The sequence below is a fragment of the Lysinibacillus sp. FSL K6-3209 genome (assembly GCF_037976175.1).
Classification (GTDB): Bacteria; Bacillota; Bacilli; order Bacillales_A; family Planococcaceae; genus Lysinibacillus; species Lysinibacillus sphaericus_D.
Map to the genome: position 1 here is coordinate 2,659,027 of NZ_CP150264.1, position 19,445 is coordinate 2,678,471.

Genomic DNA, 19,445 nt, shown 5'->3' on the forward strand with positions numbered 1-19,445 from the left:
TTTTTAAACTTATGAGCATTTGCAGCTTTACAGTGCCTCAAATCACAAGTTTCGATTTTATATGCAAACTATTTTAAAATAGAGAGCTGCGTATTGATGGTTTTTTGTGTTTCACGAACAGATGCCGTTGCACCTGTGCGCGTTAATTCTTTAATACCATATGGGCGAATAAGCTCAATAAAGGCATCAATTTTTTCTGGATTTCCTACCACTTGATATGTCACAACGTTTTTCGCTGTATCAATAATTTGTGGACGGAATGGCTCAACAATTGAGTTCATTTCCAGACGTAAATTTGGTGGTGAAATAACCTTCACAAGCGCTAGCTCACGAAGCACGATGGATTTATCTGTAATGTCATTGACCTTTAACACATCAATTTGCTTCGATAATTGCTTCACTAGTTGTTCAATTTTGCGCTCATCTTCTACATTCACAACAAATGTCATTTTTGAGAAGTTTGGCTGTTCAGTATGACCAACTGTAATCGATTCGATATTGAATTGACGCTTCATAAGTAAACCTGTTATACGGTTTAATACACCACTTTGATTAATCACTGTTACTGTAATTACTCGTTTCAATTCTTTTTCACCCCAATCATTTCATGTAACCCTTTACCTGGTGCAACCATCGGGTATACACATTCAAGCTGTTTTACACGGCAGTCGATTAACGCTGGCTCGTCAGAAAGAAGTGCCTCACGGAAAATACTTTCCGCTTCGTCAATTGTGTTAATTCGATAGCCTTTAATGCCGTAAGCATCCGCTAATTTAACAAAATCTGGCTGGATTGGCATAAGTGATGATGAATAACGCTCTTCATAGAATGTTTGTTGCCATTGGCGTACCATCCCTAAACAACTGTTATTTAAAATCACAATTTTTACTGGTAAGTTGAATTCTTTTAATAATGAAAGCTCTTGTGCAGTCATTTGGAAGCCTGCATCGCCTACAATCGAAACAACTTTTTTGTCTGGCTTCGCAAACTGGGCCCCTATTGCAGCTGGGAAGCCGAAGCCCATCGTACCAAGTCCACCAGACGTTACCCAACCATGATCATTGTTTAAGCGGTAATATTGCGCAGCCCACATTTGATGCTGCCCTACATCCGTCGTCACAATGGCATCACCTTCAGTAATTTTATGCACAAGTTCTAGTGCTTCCTGCGGTAACACCTCTGTGTCTCCATCTTCTTTTGAATACCACAGCGGATATTCTTTTGCATGATTGTTTAAAAATTCAAGCCATTGTTTCGTATCTGGACCTTCAAAATCTTTTTTCAGAAGAGATTTTAATGCCTCTTTTGCATCCGCCACGATTGGAATATCGGTCGGTACGTTTTTTCCGATTTCAGCTGGATCAATGTCAATATGAACGATTGTTGCATTTGGAGCAAACGTTGCTAAATTCCCTGTTAAACGGTCATCAAATCGAGCACCAATATTTAATAGTAAATCTGACTTAGTAATCGCCATATTTGCCGTTACTGTTCCATGCATTCCGGCCATTCCAATGAATAAATCGTGATCGCCATGGATGGAGCCAAGACCTAATAAGGTATTCGTCACAGGAATTTGATACTTCTCAGCGAATGTTGTTAATTCTTCACGAGCATCGGCAAATAGTACACCCGCCCCTGCTAGAATTACTGGATTTTTCGCTAGCGAAATAGCTTGAATAGCCTTTTGAATTTGCAAATAGTTCGGCTTGTATGTTGGCTGATAGCCTGGTAAATAAATTTCTTCTGGTTCTTGTGGTGGATTATTTACATCAAACAGCATTTGAGATACATTTTTCGGGAAATCTACCACAACAGGTCCTTTACGACCTGTATTCGCAATATGGAACGCTTCTTTCACTATGCGAGGGATATCATTGACATCTTGCACTTGGTAGTTGTGCTTTGTAATAGGTGTTGTAATCCCCATAATATCTGCCTCTTGGAATGCATCTGTCCCAATAACCGTTGTCGCTACTTGACCAGTAAAGACAACTAAAGGAATGGAATCAATCATCGCATCGGCAATACCAGTTACTAAGTTCGTTGCCCCTGGACCGCTTGTTGCGATAACAACACCCGGCTTATTCGATACACGTGCATAGCCTTCAGCTGCGTGAATGGCACCTTGCTCGTGACGTGTTAAAATATGACGAATTGGGTTTTTGTACATTGCATCATATATTTGAAGTACTGCTCCACCTGGATAGCCAAAAATAATATCTACATCTTGATCATGCAGCGCTTGGACTAAAACGTCTGCACCATCTTTCGCTTGAAAAGTTTGTTCTACTTCTTCTGTCGCCAATTGTTCTTTTTCATTAATTGAAACATTCGCACTCATCAAAATATGCCTCCTTCTTGTCTTTCGATTCACACCAGCATACGACTACCTCATCTAGTTAATGAACACTTTAGTGATGTAACGCTGAAAAGGTTCAACTATTTATGCTGAAAACGGAATATTCTACGCTTAATAAATAATAAAAAGCCTTTTTCTCCGAACGCAAAGAACTACCTTGCGTAGGGATGAAAAAGACTTTTCATGGTACCACCCTTGTTTATAGCAATCATATTGCTACCTCGCGAATAAATGAAAGCATTTATGCACCAATGCAAGTGAACTTACATCCAATACGGTGTCATAAATCATTTATTCATTAATAACGAGCACTTCGATTATGCCCGGAACTATCTAATGGCGATCACGCGTTTAATAGTTCACTCCGAGGGGATGTCGGATCTAGTTGTATCGCCGGCTTCCAGCACGACCGGCTCTCTGGTAGATACAAGGCTCTAGAACCTTTAACCTCATCAACGTTTTAACCTATTGATTTTTTACTAGTTTTTAAGACTAAATTTTCATCACGCCACCTGTTGAGGCGCTTGTTACTAATTTTGAATATCTTGCTAACCAGCCACGTTTGATTTTCGGTTCAAACACTGGCAGTTTTGCGCGACGTTCTGCTAATACTTCATCTGAAACTTCTAAATTAATTGTACGATTTGGTAAATCAATCGTAATGATGTCACCATTTTCAACTAAGGCGATTGGACCGCCTTCTGCTGCTTCCGGCGATATATGCCCGATTGAAATACCGCGAGATGCACCGGAGAATCGACCGTCCGTAATTAATGCTACCTTTGTACCGAGACCACGACCTTGAATGGCTGATGTAGGTGCTAACATTTCTGGCATCCCTGGGCCACCTTTCGGTCCTTCATAACGAATGACGACGACATGGCCTTCCTTAACAGTACCGTTATCAATATTTTCTTGCGCTGCTTCTTGTGATTCGAAGACAATAGCCTCCCCTGTAAATACTTTAATCGAAGGATCGACAGCACCTACTTTAATGACAGAGCCATCTGGTGCGATATTACCAAATAGCACCGATAAACCTCCGACTGGGCTATAAGGATTGTCTTTTGTACGAATAACTTGATCATTTGTAATGTGATAATCTTTGACTAGTTCGCCCATTGTTAGACCTGCAACAGTCGGACGATTTGGATGAATGGCACCTGGAATAGATGCTAATTCATTAATGATGGCACTGACACCACCTGCTTTATTGATATCATCCATTGAAATATCGGAAGCAGGCATAATTTTTGCTAAATATGGCACACGCTCTGCAACTTTATTAATATCTTCAATGTTATAGTCGATTTCAGCTTCATTTGCGATCGCTAATGTGTGAAGCACCGTATTCGTGGAACCGCCCATTGCCATATCGAGTGCAAATGCATCATCAATTGCTTCTTTTGTAATGATGTCACGTGGCTTAACGTCTTCTTTAATCATGCGCACTAATTGTTTAGCGGCTTCTTTAATCAACTTATGTCGATCTTCAGACGTAGCAACGATTGTACCGTTGCCTGGAAGTGCTACACCTAGCATTTCCATTAAGCAGTTCATGGAGTTCGCTGTGAACATCCCTGAACATGAACCACATGTTGGACATGCATTATTTTCAATATCTAACAGCTCTTCAGCTGACATATTACCTGATTTATGAGCCCCAACACCTTCAAATACTGAAGTTAATGAAAGCTGTTTTCCTGTAGCAGATGTACCTGCCTCCATTGGACCACCAGATACAAAAATTGATGGTACGTTCGTACGAACTGCTGCCATTAACATTCCTGGTGTGATTTTGTCACAGTTTGGAATGTAAAATACGCCATCAAACCAGTGTGCATTAATAACTGTTTCTGCTGAATCCGCTATAATTTCACGGCTTGGTAAAGAATAACGCATACCAATATGGCCCATTGCAATACCATCATCCACACCAATCGTATTAAATTCGAATGGAATGCCCCCCGCTTCAATTATGGCTTCTTTCACTACATCAGCAAATGTACGTAAATGAACGTGACCTGGAATAATGTCGATATAAGAGTTACAAACCCCAATAAATGGTTTCCCTAAATCTTTTGCTTTTACTTTGCCTGTTGCATATAAAAGACTACGATGTGGCGCACGATCTACGCCTACTTTAATCATGTCACTTCTCATTTTAAACGCCCCTCATTTATTGCTATGTTCGTCGCTATATACAAAATGTTCTGTCTATTTTGTTTTTACCTAGCTGATTGCCTTTGTGGCAACTGATTGTAGGAACGAACGTATTAAATTGTTGTTATCATAGTACGAATAACTAGGCTAAGTCAACAGTATTTTTTGAATTGTTTAAACAATTCAAAAACTCAGCGAAATTTGAAATCGTTTACATGCTGATTAAGCATCGGTTTTATCTCGATTTGATAAATATTTTGACATTTCGTTCAAATTTAAATTTTTTCATTATAAACACTATTTCGGTGATTATTTATCAAACATGCTTTCATCTTTCCCAATACACTTCTTAAAAAAATTTTACAATTCAGTTGTTGTTAAATTCTAAATTTTACAATATGAATAATTGCTCTAAGTAACGTGTGAAAAATACTTTGTCAGGATCATATTGTGCACGAACTGTTAAAAATTTATCTATATTTGGATATAATGCGTGTACTTGCTGTGCAGTTAAATGGCTTTGTTTTCCCCAATGTGGTCGACCATGATATTTTTGCATTAAATTATGCACCCATGTAAAATAAGGCTCTTCCGACATGCCTTTATACATATGAAAAGCAATAAAGGCGGATTCTTGTCCTTGTGTAGGACTTAAATAACCAGCCTCACCTGCTGTTGTACGGCATTCCAATGGAAAATGCACATGCAAATGTCCTTTTTTAAACATTGCATGAATTTCTTCCATGCATGCCTCAAATTGCGTTAATGATATGGCGTACTCGCTTTCTTGGAATTTGACACTTCTAGGAGATGGATAGATTTCATAGCTAATGCCAATCTTCTCGGCCTCCACAACATTGGCAGCAGCTAATTTACTCATTGCACTACTTAAAGCTGGTTTCCATTTACATAGCTCTGAAATCGCAAAAAACGCACCATTTTCTACCATTTGAAGTTTTATATTTTCTACATACTTGCGCCATTCACTTTGATACACTGGGGCCATCGCATTCATACGTTTAATTTGAATCGTTTCACTACCAGGAAAGTAAAACCATTCAACATGTCGATGCTGTCGAATATCTTGTGCAAAGGTGGCTAGTCCGTTTGTTAATGTGTCCCTTGTGCCAATATAATGTAAACTATAGAGTGGCAACACTTTTAGCGTCACTTTTACAAGTACTCCTAGCATGCCAAGTGAGACATGAAGCGCCTCGGATAAATCGTCAGTCCCTCGAATATGTTCATGATAAGTTCCATTTCCATCAACAAAACACCAGCGTGTCACAGCAGACGACAACGAACCTAAAGTCACCCCTGTTCCATGTGTACCAGTAGACACTGCTCCGGCAATGCTCTGTTCTTGAATATCGCCCATATTCATTAAGCCAAACCCATGCTTTGCAAGCTGTGGTCCAATCTCATATAAATAAGTGCCTGCCCACAGTGTAGCTTCTTGGTTTTCGGCATCTATCGAAATAAGCCCGCGCATATTATGTAATGACAGTGCAATATGCTCCGGCATGGCAACAGCACTAAATGAATGCGCTGCACCTGTTACACGAATGGTTTTCTTCCTATCACGCGCATGCTTCACTACATTTACAACTTCTTCTATAGAACAAGGTAAATGCATCTCACTTGGATACGCTATTATATTGCCAGCCCAGTTCGTCCATTTCCCCCCATTTTTCCACTTCTCTACAGAAAACATTGACCATCCCCCCTGTACGTCGCAAAGCTACCTACATATTCGTCTTGCCTTATGCCATGAAGTGTTTGAAATCTTTCGCAAAGCTCTCCAGCCTTTGCATGGCGAAAATAGATGGTATCCCCAATTGTGAGTGTTTTGCCTGTTACCTTAATCGGTGTTTGCACTTCTCCTGCCCCTTCTAAACGAAGAAAGGCAAAATAGTTCGGCTCGTAAAATGCCGGGTATCGATCATTCGCCATTGCTCCAGACGCTGGATAACCACCACCATGACAGACAACAATATTAGGCGCTGGTTTCCGCGTCACACGGAGTGCAAAGCCTGCTGCTTTTGACAGTTGCAAATGGGCAAATTGATCAAAAAGGGCTGGTGCATAAAATGCTGAACCAACTGTAATTTCTGTCACTTCCTTCTGCTCCGCAGTATATATCATACTGCCTGTTCCTCCACCATTAACAAAGCGTAATTGAGGAAAGTAGGCTTTTACATGCGCAATAGCTAATCTACGAAATTGGGTTACTTGCTTTTTGGCTTGAGTTTGCATGAAATCTATTAGCCTACCTTTTATAGCATTAGCAGGCCGATTGCCAACACCAGCTATTTGCGCCTCATATCCCATAACGCCTACAACTTCTATATGCGACTGCTGTTTTATATAAGTTAAAAAAGGCGTGATAGACTCCAGCGAGTCAAGAGATGAGCGCTTTGTACCAAAATAAAGTACTTTAAAATCAGTAGATAAATTAATATCGATACAGATGGATACCTTTACATCAAGCTCCGCTCCTATTTTTTCTAAAAACGCAACTTGCTCACATCTATCTACCATAAATGTGACGGTTTTTCCCTCTTTTACATAGTGCAATAGCTTGCGTACAGCCATATCTTCCATAACAGGATAACCAAGCAGCACATCATCGAAATTTTTTTGGAGTAAAAAGATGGATTCTGCCGCGGTAAATGTCATGAATCCTGTTATATTCGACAGGTGTTGTTGGAGATAGTGCAATACCTCCACCGAGCGTATTGATTTTGTTGCTATGCGGATTTTTTTTTGCCCACAAGCTTGTTGCACCTTTGCGATATTATCATCTAGTGCATCAAGGTCTAACCAAGCAAATGGACGCTCTATGCCATGGAAAGCCTGTTGAAATCTCGTTGTCATTTAATCCCCCTCGTATGATTTATATTGGTCAAGTACAAGAAAAATACACCGAAAGCTTGTCTACTTCACAATAGGCAACAAAAAACAACCGTGTATTACGACGAAATTGCCTTCACGGTTGTTTTAGTATAGGTCAAGCATTGTACTCACCTTTCTATTAGATTTTTAAGAGATTAGGATGCCAATAAAAACTCAGCAGCTAAATTTAACATTACCACCAAATGTAGCGCAGCAATAAAGAATCCTTGGCGATCTAAACGTTTCATAACAGTCATATTCATAAACTATCACCTCTCCTTTTTTTCACATTATACGCTCACCTTGTTCAATTTTCAAACTATTCTTAATATTAAAATATAACTATTTTTCTGACAGCCAAAACCAAATATGGCATGATAAAGAGTGAAATCATGCCTAAAGGAGTGGACGAAATTGAAAAAAGCATTACTGGTAATTGATTATACAAATGATTTTGTAGCAACAGATGGTAAATTAACATGTGGGGAACCAGGACAATTACTCGATACGCCTATTGCAAATTTAATTGAACAATTTATTGCAGAAAAAAATGTCGTCGTCTTCGCTAATGATTTACATGAAGAAAACGATCCATTTCACCCTGAAACAAAGCTTTTTCCTCCTCACAATATTCGGGGAACATCAGGTCGCAATCTATACGGTCATGTTGGTGAAGTTTATAACTTGTATAAGGATAAAGTGATTTGGCTCGATAAAACACGTTATAGTGCCTTTGCAGGAACAAATTTAGCCATTTTATTAAAAGAACGGAACATCGAGGAAGTTCATTTAGTTGGTGTTTGTACAGATATTTGTATTTTGCATACGGCTGTGGATGCTTATAATTTGGGCATTTCTACTGTTATTTATGCAAATGCAGTAGCAAGTTTTGATGCAGCCGGACATGATTGGGCTTTGCGTCATTTTGAACATACTTTAGGAGCGACAGTTGTGAAATAAAATAAATGAAATCATAAAAAAGTAGCTGTAGAGGTTTAATTATCTCCAAAAAGGATATAACTAAGTAATGCCATTATATCTTAACTTTGAGGAGATGAATCATTATGATCAGTTTCATTTGGTATTTAATCATCGGAGGAATTTTAGGTTGGTTAGCTGGCGTCATTTTAGGAAAAGATGTTCCTGGAGGCATTATTGGTAATATTATTGCCGGGATTGTCGGTTCTTGGATAGGTAGTATGGTTTTAGGCAACTGGGGTTGGAAAGTCAGCGATTTCTATGTATTTCCAGCGTTAATAGGTGCAATTGTGCTTATCTTCATTGTAAGCATTATTCTTAAAAGTATGCGTAAAGCTACGTAATTATGTACAAAAAGAGCCATCGATTTAGATGGCTCTTTTATTATTTTGCATTAAGAAGGACGGCTGTTTTTAATTCATCGTGGTAATCATTATACAAATTATAGTAATGTAAGACATTTTTAACGTATTCTTCACTATGATTATAATTGAAAACGGCTCGTTTTACGTCACCTTTTGCCGCGCCATACTTTGATAAATAATTGGCAGCACTAAATACAGCATCTTCGATATCATAGGGATCCGCAATACCATCCCCATTGGCATCGACACCGTAGCCTCCATATTTTTTAATGGTTTCGGGATTCATCAGCTCTGCTTTTGTAATATTGCCCTGACCCAATCCCTCACAAGTTGGGTGTTTCCATCCTACAAATGTACAAGGCATAAAGTAGAGTAAGAACCCGGCGCCTTGGCATATTTCTATGCTAGGTTTCCAAGAACTCCTCCCCGAACCGTACGTACACCTCTCGGCGTATACGGCTCTCCACCTATCAGTCTAATTTACCGTTGTGTAAATCAACATGGCATTTTTTGCATAGTGCCATCGTTTTACGGTTTCTTTCAATCATGCGTTTTTCCCATCGTTTTTTGCCTTCGAGGTCTTTTAACTTCTTAATGTGATGAATTTCTAAATCCACATCTGTGGCATGACACCATTCACATTCCTTTGCTACAAGCCTCTCAATGAGACCTGTTCGGTTGTAAATGATGTTTCTTGTCTTAGAAATAACATCAACATCGGCATATGAAGATGGTAATAATTTCTTTTTAAATCCATCTTTATAGAAGAATGCGATTTTACTGCCATTGACAGTTTCGTATCTCACCGCAAAATCTCCATTTATACTGTATTTTCTGTGGATTTTTCTAACGCTTGATTTATATTTGTTTGCGAAAGTTTTATACATGCTATATTCCATGATGAATTTAAATCCATCTAGTTTATAAACATTGTTCGCTAACTTGTAATAATTATATAAACCTCTGATTTCTGCGTTGTAAATCATCAATATTTCAAGATCATCGTTTTGCAGAAGATGCGCCCGATGAGTAGACTTCCATTTTTGTGTATTTTCGTCTATTTTTAACGCTTTGTATTCGATTAATTTATTTCGCCATATTTCATGTGGTAAAAGAAGTTCACAGCTCATTGTACGTGTACGTTGTTTATGTCCACTCGCTGTGTATTTTGTCGTTTTATTATCATGACTAATTTTAATATCATATCCAAGAAACCTTGCTCTTTTACTAGAATGCGTAATGAGCGTTTTTTCTTGTGATAATTCAATTTTCAGTTCTTCACTTAAGAAAGTGCTAATGTCATGTTTTATTTGTTGACAATCCTCTTTACTACCGATAACACCGATTAGGAAATCGTCGGCATATCGCACATACTGTATTCGCTTGTAGTTTTCATCCATAGGGTCTTTGTAGGGTAATTCCATCATGTGATTTTTCAACTCGTCCAAGTGTTGAAGTGCTTGTTCTTTTTCTTTCTCGTTCATTTCTTCCCATTTTTCCTTATACCTTGCGTTTGCTCGGTGTAGTCTAGCTTCTCTAGTACGGTATTCCGGTAGACGTTTTCGTCCTTTTCCTTTGTCAAATTTATCTTTGTAAACTAAAACAAAGTTATCTAACTCATTTAGATAGATATTTGAAAGGATGGGGCTGATGATTCCACCTTGCGGAGTACCACTATATGTTTTGTGATATTGCCAGTCCTCTAGGAAACCTGCTTTAAGAAATTTCCAAATTAAGTCAATGAATTTATCATCATTAATTTTTCTTTTCAAAATCTCAATTAGTTTGTGATGATTAATGTTATCAAAGAATCCTTTAATATCACCTTCCACAAACCATTTAGCTCCAGTAAATCTGTCTTTTACTTGCATAAGTGCAGTATGACAGCTTTTGTTTGGTCTAAAACCATGAGAGTGTACCGAGAAAGTTTTTTCGTACATAGCTTCAAGTAAACTTCTTACTACTTCTTGAACTAATTTATCTTCGAAAGATGGTATACCTAATGGTCTTTTACCACCGTTCTTTTTTGGAATGTAAACCCTTTTGGACGGTTTTGGTTGATAACTATAATCTTTTAGGCTTTCAATTAATCTTTCAATTCGTTCTAGACTCATACCATCAATGGTTTGTCCATCAACACCTTGTGTCATATTGCCTTCTTTCGCATAAATCTTAGCGTAAGCCATTAAATAGAATTCCACATTATACAAGTTTCGATAGATTCGTTCGAATTTGTAGTTTTCGCGTGTTGATTGTTTCGTTAGACTGTCTAACACAGTGTTTGGACTTCTCATAGAGCCTCACGCTCCTTTCCAATTTTAGTTAGACTTGATAAGCTGTTCCCCTTCGCCATGTGATGGGCTTTCCCCACCTCGGACTACTACGAGAACTCCGTTACCATATCAGATATTCAGATACGTTTTATCATAGCTTTTATTTAAGCGTTCTGACGTAGGTAATCACCATTTAGCACATATAAGAACAAGCACGATGTAATGTCGGATATGACGTTCGCCCTTTACTATTTATTATAGTTGGTCAGCGATAGACTACGCACTTTTGACATGCAATTAATCAAAGTGTATTCAGAGATGGCTACCAATTAACCATTCTGTTTCGCTGTATGACGTAAATAATCATCTTCCGTCATAGGTGGACCAATAACCTCCTCGGACTGTCATTCAGGCAGTTTAGCTTTTATCCTCGTTTACATCTTTTCATTTTGCTATTCAGTCGTATCGTGATGATTCGATAACTTATAGCTTTCCCAACATGCTACACTCCCCGATATTGGTTTCCCTCACGGATAAGTTGGGTAATGATAGGTATTGTAGTCTTACCTACTCCTTGCTAGTGGAGATTTCTTACATGACCTTATGGTCGCACTTGCATATGTCCGACTGCCCCTGCTGGCGAAACAAGTGATTTCATGGAAGAAAATCGTGTTTCAATACGATGATGGGCAGCTAACAATGTCCAAGGCACGCCATATTTCTCCTCGGCAGCAACATACACCGGAATATATTGTTCTGGAATGTTCATATCGAAATGCTGCTGTATTTCCTCAATCGCCTTTTGTTGTGCAAGTTTTTCGAAAATCGGGAATGTTTGTAGCTCCTTCCAAGCAAAAAAAGCAAGTACATAAACAGTAATGGCTACAGGGATTAATAATGCAATCATCCCCATCTTCATGCCTGGGGATAGTAATGGTTTCTTTTGTTTTTTTTTCGCCATATGTCACACCTAATCATTCTTTGTCTACTTCTATATTACCAAATTTACCGTTTTATGTTGTAGATTTTTTCTATTTTTCTTTTTCCTATGTTTATAGTTGAATATAATTAGGGTAATATAGTAGAATACAATTCGATTGTTTTTTTTGGATAATTATTGGGAGGATATATTATATGTGGAAAGACTTTAAGGAATTTGCTATGAAAGGCAATATAATTGATTTAGCGATTGCCGTTGTAATTGGTGGGGCTTTCGGGAAAATCGTTACCTCCTTAGTAGAAAATATTATTATGCCATTAGTCGGTGTGTTAACAGGTGGCATTGATTTAACAGAAAGCTTTATGTTTGGTTCTGGTACAGCGCAAGTGAAGTTAGGTGTATTTTTACAATCAATTATTGATTTTTTAATTATCGCCTTTGCTATTTTCTTAGCATTACGTCTTATGACGAAATTTACTAGAAAAAAAGAGGAAGCTGTTGTAGAGGAACCGACACCTGTGCTAGATGCAAAAGAAGAACTGTTAAAAGAAATTCGAGATTTATTAAAAAAACAACAAGCATAATGGACAAGGCATTATGTGCCACAAAGGCTATAGATATTTTCGTGCTACGCGAAAACGAATCTATAGCCTTTTTTATTTGTGCCTCTTTCAAGCCTCTTTTCATCGCCAATCATCAATCCCCTACTATTCCTACATGATTTATTTTTAATAATCTATGTAATTTTCTGAAATCATCTTGTCCTTCTGTACTTTCCATGTTAAATTAAGTAACAATTATAGAGAAAATTGAAGATACTAATTGAATTATTCTATTAAGGAATAGAGTCCCCTAGTGGACTCTTTCTATATTAACGATGAAGAAAAGAGTGACGACATGACAAACAATCGACGTATTGAAACAAAACTTGTACAGCTTGGCAATTTGAGTGACCCTAGAACTGGCGCTGTTAGCCCACCCATTCATTTATCAACTGCCTATAAACATACAGGTATCGGTGAATCAACAGGATTTGACTACGCACGTACAAAAAACCCAACGCGTGCCATTTTAGAAGCAGGTATTGCAGATTTAGAAGGTGGCGATGCTGGCTTTGCCTGTAGTTCCGGTATGGCTGCAATCCAACTGGTGATGTCTCTATTTAAACCAGGAGATGAACTCATCGTACCAGATGATTTATATGGTGGTACATATCGTCTTTTTAACTTTTTTAAAGAAACATACAATATTAAACCAATCTATTCAAAATTTGAATCGCTTGAGCAAGTAGAGGCGTTAATCAATGACAATACGCGTGCCCTCTTTATCGAAACACCAACAAACCCACTTATGCAGGAATTTGATCTCAAAGTGTATGCTGAGCTTGCCCATCAACACGGTGCATTGCTAATCGTAGATAATACTTTCTATACACCCTACTTCCAACGACCAATTGAACTAGGTGCAGATATTGTACTGCATTCTGCAACAAAGTATATTGGCGGACATAATGACGTATTAGCCGGTTTAGTTGTCTCAAAAGGTGCTGAGCTATCCGAACGTCTCGGCTTTATTCATAATGGTAGCGGAATGGTACTAGGTGCAATGGATTCTTGGTTATTGATTCGTGGCTTAAAAACGTTACATCTTCGCTTAAAACAACATGATGCCAATGCCAAAGCGATCGCTGCTTATTTAGAGGAAGAAGAACTTGTCACAGACGTATTATATACGGGTAAAGGTGGTATGTTGTCATTCCGACTACAAAAGCCTGAATGGATTGACCCATTTCTTCGGAACTTAAAGTTAATTATTTTTGCAGAGAGCCTTGGTGGCGTTGAAAGCTTTATCACCTACCCTGCTACACAAACACATGCCGATATGCCTTACGAGGAACGTGTAGCACGCGGCGTTTGCGATCGTTTACTACGCTTCTCTGTCGGCATCGAAGAAGCTGAAGATTTAATTGCAGATTTAAAACAAGTATTTGATACGTTGAGAAAAGAGGAATAGAAAATGAAACAACATATTGAGACAGCGCTTATCCACGCTGGTGTACGAGATGGCTACAAAAATAAAAAAGGTGCGGTCAATGTGCCGATGTATGTTTCTTCAACATTTCACCAAGAAAGCATCGATGAATTCGGTGAATACGATTATGCTCGTTCAGGTAACCCAACACGTGACGCGTTAGAGAAAGCCGTTGCCGAGCTTGAAGGTGGCGTTCGTGCACATGCCTTCTCTTCTGGTATTGCAGCAGTTTCCGCAGCCTTAATGTTATTATCACAAGGTGATCACATTGTCATTACAGCGGACGTCTATGGAGGTACTTACCGCTTTGTGTCAAAAGTATTACCTCGATTCGGGATTACATATACGTTCGTGGATTTTACTGATATAGCGGCGGTTGAAGCTGCTATTACACCTACTACAAAGCTTCTCTATATGGAGACACCATCAAATCCTACATTAGGAATTACAGATATCCGTGCAGTAGTCGCACTAGCCAAACAACATCAATGTCTAACGTTTTTAGATAATACATTTATGACACCTTTACACCAACGACCTCTTGACTTAGGTGTAGATGTCGTCATTCATAGTGCCACGAAGTTTTTATCTGGCCACTCTGATATTATTGCAGGACTCACTGTAACAGCAGATGAACAACTAGGAAACGACCTGTATTTTATCCAAAATTCTTTTGGTAATATTTTAGGTGTACAAGATTCCTTCACACTACTACAAAATATGAAAACAACCGATGTACGTTTTAGCCGTTCTGCTGCATCCGCACAAAAGATTGCACAGTTTTTAGAAGCAAATTCCCTTGTCGAGCAAGTGTATTACCCAGGTCTTGCCTCACATCCTGGCTATGCCATTCATCAAAGCCAATGTACAAGTGCAGGCGCTGTCTTGTCGTTCCGCCTACCTACCTATGCAGCAGCGAAAGCATTAGTAGAAGCGATGAAGATTCCCGTCTTTGCTGTATCTCTTGGTGGTGTGGAATCTATTCTTTCCTACCCAGCAAAAATGAGCCATGCTGCTATGGAGCCTGAAGAACGGATCAAACGTGGCATTACTGATGGATTATTACGATTCTCAGTCGGTTTGGAGCATGTGGATGATTTAATTGCAGACTTTGCCCAAGCATTAGAAATTGCCGCTAAAGCGTAAAAACAGAAACTTGCGTGACTGGCACTAAACTAACCCACTTCGAATTTCAGACGAGCACAGTGTAAGCCGTTGAAATCTAAGTGGGTTTTTATTTTACCTAAAAATTCAGAATTGTTTGGGTGACTGGCACTAGACAATACGATATAAATAATCGCCATGTCCTTTTGCGAGCTCAACGTCATGTTCCTTTTCAATCCAATAAAATGTAAATTGAAGGTTGCCCTCGTTTAAGCCTGTTGGATTGTGTTGCCAAGTATGTTGTAACTCATTTGAAGTTAAATGGAAAAAATAGCGTTTTTGCAATGCTCCTGAATAATGCTCAGCATAATCCTGTGCGATAAGGCCTTGTACTTCTAAATTTGTTAAACCCGTTTCCTCCACCATCTCTCGTATAACTGCTTCAAGTGGCGTTTCTCCGTCTTCAATTGTACCTTTTGGAATTTGAATGCCCGCTCCCTCTGTATTTTGCTCAAATACAAGGACCTGAATCCGATCGTCATATTTTCGGGTAATATAACCAAATGCTTTTTCTAAAACTTGCATAAAAACATCCCCCTTGGTCGTTACGTTATATGTTACAATATATAGAAATTATTGAAATTGTAGGTGATATGTAGTGACACTCATTATACGACAAATGAATGAAGATGACATCTCTTTTGTTCAAGAAATTGCGCAAACAACTTGGGCTGCAACATATGAAGGAATCATACCAAAGCATATTCAAGAACGATTTCTTCAAGCCGCCTATAGTAATGAACGTTTAACATGCCGTCTTCAAACAAGCCCTTTTTTAGTGGCAACAGTTGGTGAGTCTCTTATTGGCTTTGCTAATTTTTCAAATGTTAATGAAGAGGGACAGGCCGAGTTACTCGCTATTTACCTCCTTCCAACCGCTCAACATAAAGGCATTGGTTCAGCTCTATTGGAAAACGGTATTCAAAGATTACAAGGAGCAACCTCGCTTACTGTATGCGTTGAGAAAGACAATAGAATCGGTAGACAATTCTACAGCGCAAAGGGCTTCCAACAAGTAGACGAATTTGATGAGTTATTTGAAGGGCATATGTTAAAAACAATACGTTTGATTCTACCATTAGCAAAAAAATAACGGTGTCACTGTCTTCGTCTTATTAGGAAATATGCTAGTGTTGCCCTCTATTTTATAGGCAAATCAATTTGCTTAGATTGAATAACGAGGGCTGTTAACCCTTTGTCACTGCCGGACTCATGGGCTTGTCCCACTTGCCAAAAAACACCGTCCCCCTGTTTTACGACTAATTTCTCTCGATTCTCACCACAAACCCATCCCTCTCCTTCAATAACTATAAATAGCTGTGGAACAGGTGCTTCATGCAGACCGACAAATCCGCCCGCTTCTATGTATATAAACCCTATATTTGTTGGCTCCACTGTTGTCATTATTTTTGTGTAAAATGAATGCAACGAGTTGTAATGGTGAATGGCATTAGCGCCGTCCTTTGTAAACTTATAAATTTTCATAAAAAAACCTCTTTCTAATAAGAAAATATGCATTAAACCAATTTGTACATTAATATATCATCAACATATAGATTGTCAGCAATTTTGATTTCATGTATCTTTCTACCTTCTTCGATAAAACCCATTTTTCGATAAAGGGCAATAGCACTGATATTGCTGGACAATACGCCTAAACAAACTTTCTCGATTAGTGGATTGGCAGCTGCCCATGTCAGTAGCGCTTCATTAAACGTTTCCCAATTCCTTGCCCTCGTTGATCTTTTCGAACCATCATTCCAAAGCTACCTGTATGGGCTAGACGTTTTCGTTCTGGCGATTGAAATGCTAGCCAGCCAACGATTGTTTTATTGCATTCGGCAATAAGAATTATGTCACGATCATTCGCCAATTTCTTCTGTATCCATGCTTGCTGACCTTCAATTGTTTGTTGAAATTCTGCTTCGGTCGAGATGAAATATCGTTCTTCAGCCATTACTTCCTGCTGGATTTTTAGCATTTGTTGTGCATCTGCAAAACATGCGACGCGAATGTTTATTTGCTTGCTCATTCTAGTTCCTCCCTTCGCACTTCCTTTATTTTACTACACATCCAATACTTATATAGTACATAACTTTAAATAAAAAAAGCCCAGAAAAATTTCTGGGCTTGATGACACTTATTACTTCTAGGCATGATTAAAACTGTCGGGCTTTCGCTTCACTTCTCAAGATACGGTTATGGAGAGTTATCTCCGTTTCACCATTTACTTGAGATTTTGAACGCTTAATCCTTGTCCAGTTACGGTGGATTTTTTGAGATTTCGGGTCTAATTGTTCCGGCCTACTCATTTTACATCCTCCTCATCATTATAGACTTTATAAGTGAATCCATGTTAGTATGACCGTTCCTTTAAAAGACTACACCCTCTTTTTTTGAAATGACGAAAAAAATCTTCTTTACGTTTGTTATTTGTTAACACTAGCAAAGTTATTTTCACCATTATAAATCCTTAACATATTGCGTCCGCTCTCCTTTGCAATATAAAGAGCTTGATCTGCCTTATCGATTAGCTCATAAAAGGTCGAGATATCAGCCTCATTTGCATATTCAGCTATGCCGACACTCACTGTCATATGAATAAACTGTTCACCTACATGAAAAGGATGTTGCTCAACATTTTTTCTTATACGCTCTGCTATTTTCACAGCACTTTCTAACGAAGTCGAAGGACACAAAATAACAAATTCCTCACCACCGTATCTCGTTGTAATATCCTTTCTTCTGACAGATTCCTTTATGATCGTTGCAACATGCTTTAATACCTCATCACCAATTAAATGCCCGTAATGGTCGTTAACCTTTTTGAAAAAATCGATGTCAATCGCGATACAGGAACAATGATCGTCTTCATTTTTACATCCCTGAAAAACTTGCTCTCCTTGCTCGATTAAATATCGACGATTATAAAGTTTTGTTAGCTGGCATGTAACCGATAGCTCCTTTAGCAATATTGTGTCTTCTTTCACTTTTGTACTCATCTCATTAAAAGACGAACAAAGCTCCTGAAACTCTTTAGCATAAGGAGCTAGCTGTTTTTCATTGATTTTATAATCATAGTTACCTTGCTCCACTTTGGCAACGCCTTCCAGTAGCTGTTCGATGGGTTCCTCTATTTTTTTTGTAATAAGTAACATTACTTTAATAGTGAAAAATGTACCTAATAAGATACATACAGCTAGCAACCCAAATCTTTTAAACAGAGGTGAATATGCTTCCATCAGATTGACTTCAGAAATAATGTACCATTTCCCTTGATTAATTGGCTTATTTTTAGCCAAAACCCATTGTCCCTTAGCATCCTTATAAGTATTTAATGAGGACTTTAATGCATCCGTTTGAGCCATCATAAAAATTCGTTTATCAATCATTTCATTTTTTAAAATTATATTTTGACCATTCGCATCTTTCTTTTTCTTGTTGGTATCGAATTCCGTTAGTAAGGTTCCATCCCGATTGACAATATATGCATGCCCTTGAAAACCGACTCTTGATTCGTTTAAAAGTTGATCGATTGTATTAAAATTCACTGTGCCAAACACAACACCATTAAATTGTTGTTGCTCATCAAGAATTGGAGAGGCAAAAGCGATAATTGGCTGTTTTGTGACTTTACTAATCAATACATCTGTTATATATTGCTGTTTCGTTTTCTTCGCGACTTGAAAATACTCACGATTATTTACATCAATCCCAACTCCATTTTGTTGATATTCGGTTACAGTATCGAACTGCACTATCCCTTCTTTGTTCACAAAAACTAAATCAGTAAAAACGGATTGCTTTTTAAATTCTTGAAAATAAGCTTGTGATTCTTTATACTGATAGCCTTTTACAAAATCTAAATTCGTCATAGTATGTATATCTTTTGAGCGCTCCATTAACCAGCTTTCAAAAAAATAGGTTTGAGCGTCTAAGTAATGGGTCATTTCTACTTTTTGCTGGTTAATCGTTTGCTGATATTCAATAAAAATTGTAGGAATAAAAATACATAAACTAATGATAAAAATAATTACAATGTGGCCTCTTCGAAGCTGATTTTTTATCGTATTTTGGCACAAAACTTTCTTAACAGTTTTCAAAGCCTTACCTCCGCAAAAACACATCCATTTTTTACTATTTATATGGAAACTTTTTTATTTTCATCATTAAAAATACCATACTACCGTGATTGTGACAGTGAGAAATTACATAGTTAGTTAACTTTTTAATCTTTATTAGGAGGAGAAATTTACAAAATGTTAAATATCGGA

General features: G+C 38.1%; 18 protein-coding genes and 1 pseudogene. 6 read left to right on the forward strand and 13 right to left on the reverse strand.

Annotation, left to right across the window (positions count from 1 at the left end):
* Positions 1–68 precede the first annotated feature (68 nt).
* From ilvN to MHH88_RS12895, 5 genes are all read right to left on the reverse strand, one after another.
* On the reverse strand, positions 69–584 hold the full coding sequence (gene ilvN, locus MHH88_RS12875) for an acetolactate synthase small subunit (RefSeq protein ID WP_024361067.1): 516 nt from the start codon (positions 582–584) through the stop codon (positions 69–71).
* Entirely contained in the window at positions 581–2,344 is a 1,764-nt protein-coding gene (ilvB, locus tag MHH88_RS12880; protein ID WP_069513174.1) for a biosynthetic-type acetolactate synthase large subunit, read from the reverse strand. Before ilvB ends, ilvN begins: the two co-directional genes overlap by 4 nt.
* 510 nt (positions 2,345–2,854) lie before the next feature.
* Positions 2,855–4,525 carry a dihydroxy-acid dehydratase gene (gene ilvD, locus MHH88_RS12885; RefSeq protein ID WP_339258539.1) on the reverse strand — a complete coding sequence of 557 codons (1,671 nt, stop codon included), beginning with the start codon at positions 4,523–4,525 and terminating at the stop codon, positions 2,855–2,857.
* A 391-nt stretch (positions 4,526–4,916) separates the two neighbouring features.
* Positions 4,917–6,239: a D-arabinono-1,4-lactone oxidase gene (locus MHH88_RS12890; protein WP_339258541.1), complete on the reverse strand. Its 1,323-nt coding sequence runs from the start codon at positions 6,237–6,239 to the stop codon at positions 4,917–4,919.
* Positions 6,227–7,402, reverse strand: coding sequence for an amino acid deaminase/aldolase (locus tag MHH88_RS12895; RefSeq protein ID WP_339258543.1), 1,176 nt, complete (start codon positions 7,400–7,402; stop codon positions 6,227–6,229). Before MHH88_RS12895 ends, MHH88_RS12890 begins: the two co-directional genes overlap by 13 nt.
* A gap of 432 nt (positions 7,403–7,834) precedes the next feature.
* Between MHH88_RS12895 and MHH88_RS12900 the strand changes: the two genes are divergently transcribed.
* Both MHH88_RS12900 and MHH88_RS12905 read left to right on the forward strand, forming a co-directional pair.
* Positions 7,835–8,380, forward strand: coding sequence for an isochorismatase family cysteine hydrolase (locus MHH88_RS12900; protein ID WP_069513170.1), 546 nt, complete (start codon positions 7,835–7,837; stop codon positions 8,378–8,380).
* 104 nt (positions 8,381–8,484) lie between these two features.
* A complete protein-coding gene (locus MHH88_RS12905) occupies positions 8,485–8,742 on the forward strand; it encodes a GlsB/YeaQ/YmgE family stress response membrane protein (RefSeq protein ID WP_024361073.1) in 258 nt (85 codons plus the stop codon).
* 40 nt (positions 8,743–8,782) lie between these two features.
* Here MHH88_RS12905 and MHH88_RS12910 read toward each other — a convergent pair.
* The 3 genes and pseudogenes from MHH88_RS12910 to MHH88_RS12920 all read right to left on the reverse strand — a co-directional run.
* Positions 8,783–9,130: pseudogene (locus tag MHH88_RS12910) on the reverse strand (lytic murein transglycosylase); the annotation flags it as partial.
* Positions 9,131–9,233: 103 nt separating this feature from the next.
* Positions 9,234–11,057 (reverse strand): reverse transcriptase domain-containing protein, encoded by a 1,824-nt coding sequence (locus MHH88_RS12915; protein WP_339258545.1) that lies wholly within the window; start codon positions 11,055–11,057, stop codon positions 9,234–9,236.
* 580 nt (positions 11,058–11,637) lie between these two features.
* Positions 11,638–11,997 (reverse strand): hypothetical protein, encoded by a 360-nt coding sequence (locus MHH88_RS12920; RefSeq protein ID WP_339258547.1) that lies wholly within the window; start codon positions 11,995–11,997, stop codon positions 11,638–11,640.
* A gap of 173 nt (positions 11,998–12,170) precedes the next feature.
* Between MHH88_RS12920 and mscL the strand changes: the two genes are divergently transcribed.
* The 3 genes from mscL (at position 12,171) to MHH88_RS12935 (ending at position 15,153) form a co-directional block, all read left to right on the forward strand.
* Positions 12,171–12,560 (forward strand): large conductance mechanosensitive channel protein MscL, encoded by a 390-nt coding sequence (mscL, locus tag MHH88_RS12925; protein WP_339258549.1) that lies wholly within the window; start codon positions 12,171–12,173, stop codon positions 12,558–12,560.
* Between the two features lie 313 nt (positions 12,561–12,873).
* Positions 12,874–13,989, forward strand: a complete 1,116-nt coding sequence (locus tag MHH88_RS12930) for a methionine biosynthesis PLP-dependent protein (protein WP_339263062.1) — start codon at positions 12,874–12,876, stop codon at positions 13,987–13,989.
* A 3-nt stretch (positions 13,990–13,992) separates the two neighbouring features.
* A complete protein-coding gene (locus MHH88_RS12935) occupies positions 13,993–15,153 on the forward strand; it encodes an aminotransferase class I/II-fold pyridoxal phosphate-dependent enzyme (protein WP_339258551.1) in 1,161 nt (386 codons plus the stop codon).
* 129 nt (positions 15,154–15,282) lie between these two features.
* On the opposite strand, the gene MHH88_RS12940 is transcribed toward MHH88_RS12935, so the two are convergent.
* Positions 15,283–15,696, reverse strand: a complete 414-nt coding sequence (locus MHH88_RS12940) for an NUDIX domain-containing protein (RefSeq protein ID WP_069513165.1) — start codon at positions 15,694–15,696, stop codon at positions 15,283–15,285.
* Between the two features lie 73 nt (positions 15,697–15,769).
* On the opposite strand from MHH88_RS12940, the gene MHH88_RS12945 reads away from it, so the two are divergent.
* A complete protein-coding gene (locus tag MHH88_RS12945; protein WP_176723230.1) occupies positions 15,770–16,264 on the forward strand; it encodes a GNAT family N-acetyltransferase in 495 nt (164 codons plus the stop codon).
* A gap of 47 nt (positions 16,265–16,311) precedes the next feature.
* On the opposite strand, the gene MHH88_RS12950 is transcribed toward MHH88_RS12945, so the two are convergent.
* The 4 genes from MHH88_RS12950 to MHH88_RS12965 all read right to left on the reverse strand — a co-directional run bounded on the left by MHH88_RS12950 (position 16,312) and on the right by MHH88_RS12965 (position 19,274).
* Entirely contained in the window at positions 16,312–16,656 is a 345-nt protein-coding gene (locus MHH88_RS12950; protein ID WP_069513164.1) for a cupin, read from the reverse strand.
* A gap of 211 nt (positions 16,657–16,867) precedes the next feature.
* Positions 16,868–17,203, reverse strand: a complete 336-nt coding sequence (locus MHH88_RS12955) for a GNAT family N-acetyltransferase (protein WP_339258554.1) — start codon at positions 17,201–17,203, stop codon at positions 16,868–16,870.
* A gap of 127 nt (positions 17,204–17,330) precedes the next feature.
* A complete protein-coding gene (locus MHH88_RS12960; protein WP_069513162.1) occupies positions 17,331–17,483 on the reverse strand; it encodes a YpzG family protein in 153 nt (50 codons plus the stop codon).
* Between the two features lie 117 nt (positions 17,484–17,600).
* Complete coding sequence (locus MHH88_RS12965) at positions 17,601–19,274, reverse strand: diguanylate cyclase (RefSeq protein ID WP_339258557.1); 1,674 nt, start codon at positions 19,272–19,274, stop codon at positions 17,601–17,603.
* Positions 19,275–19,445 lie beyond the last annotated feature (171 nt).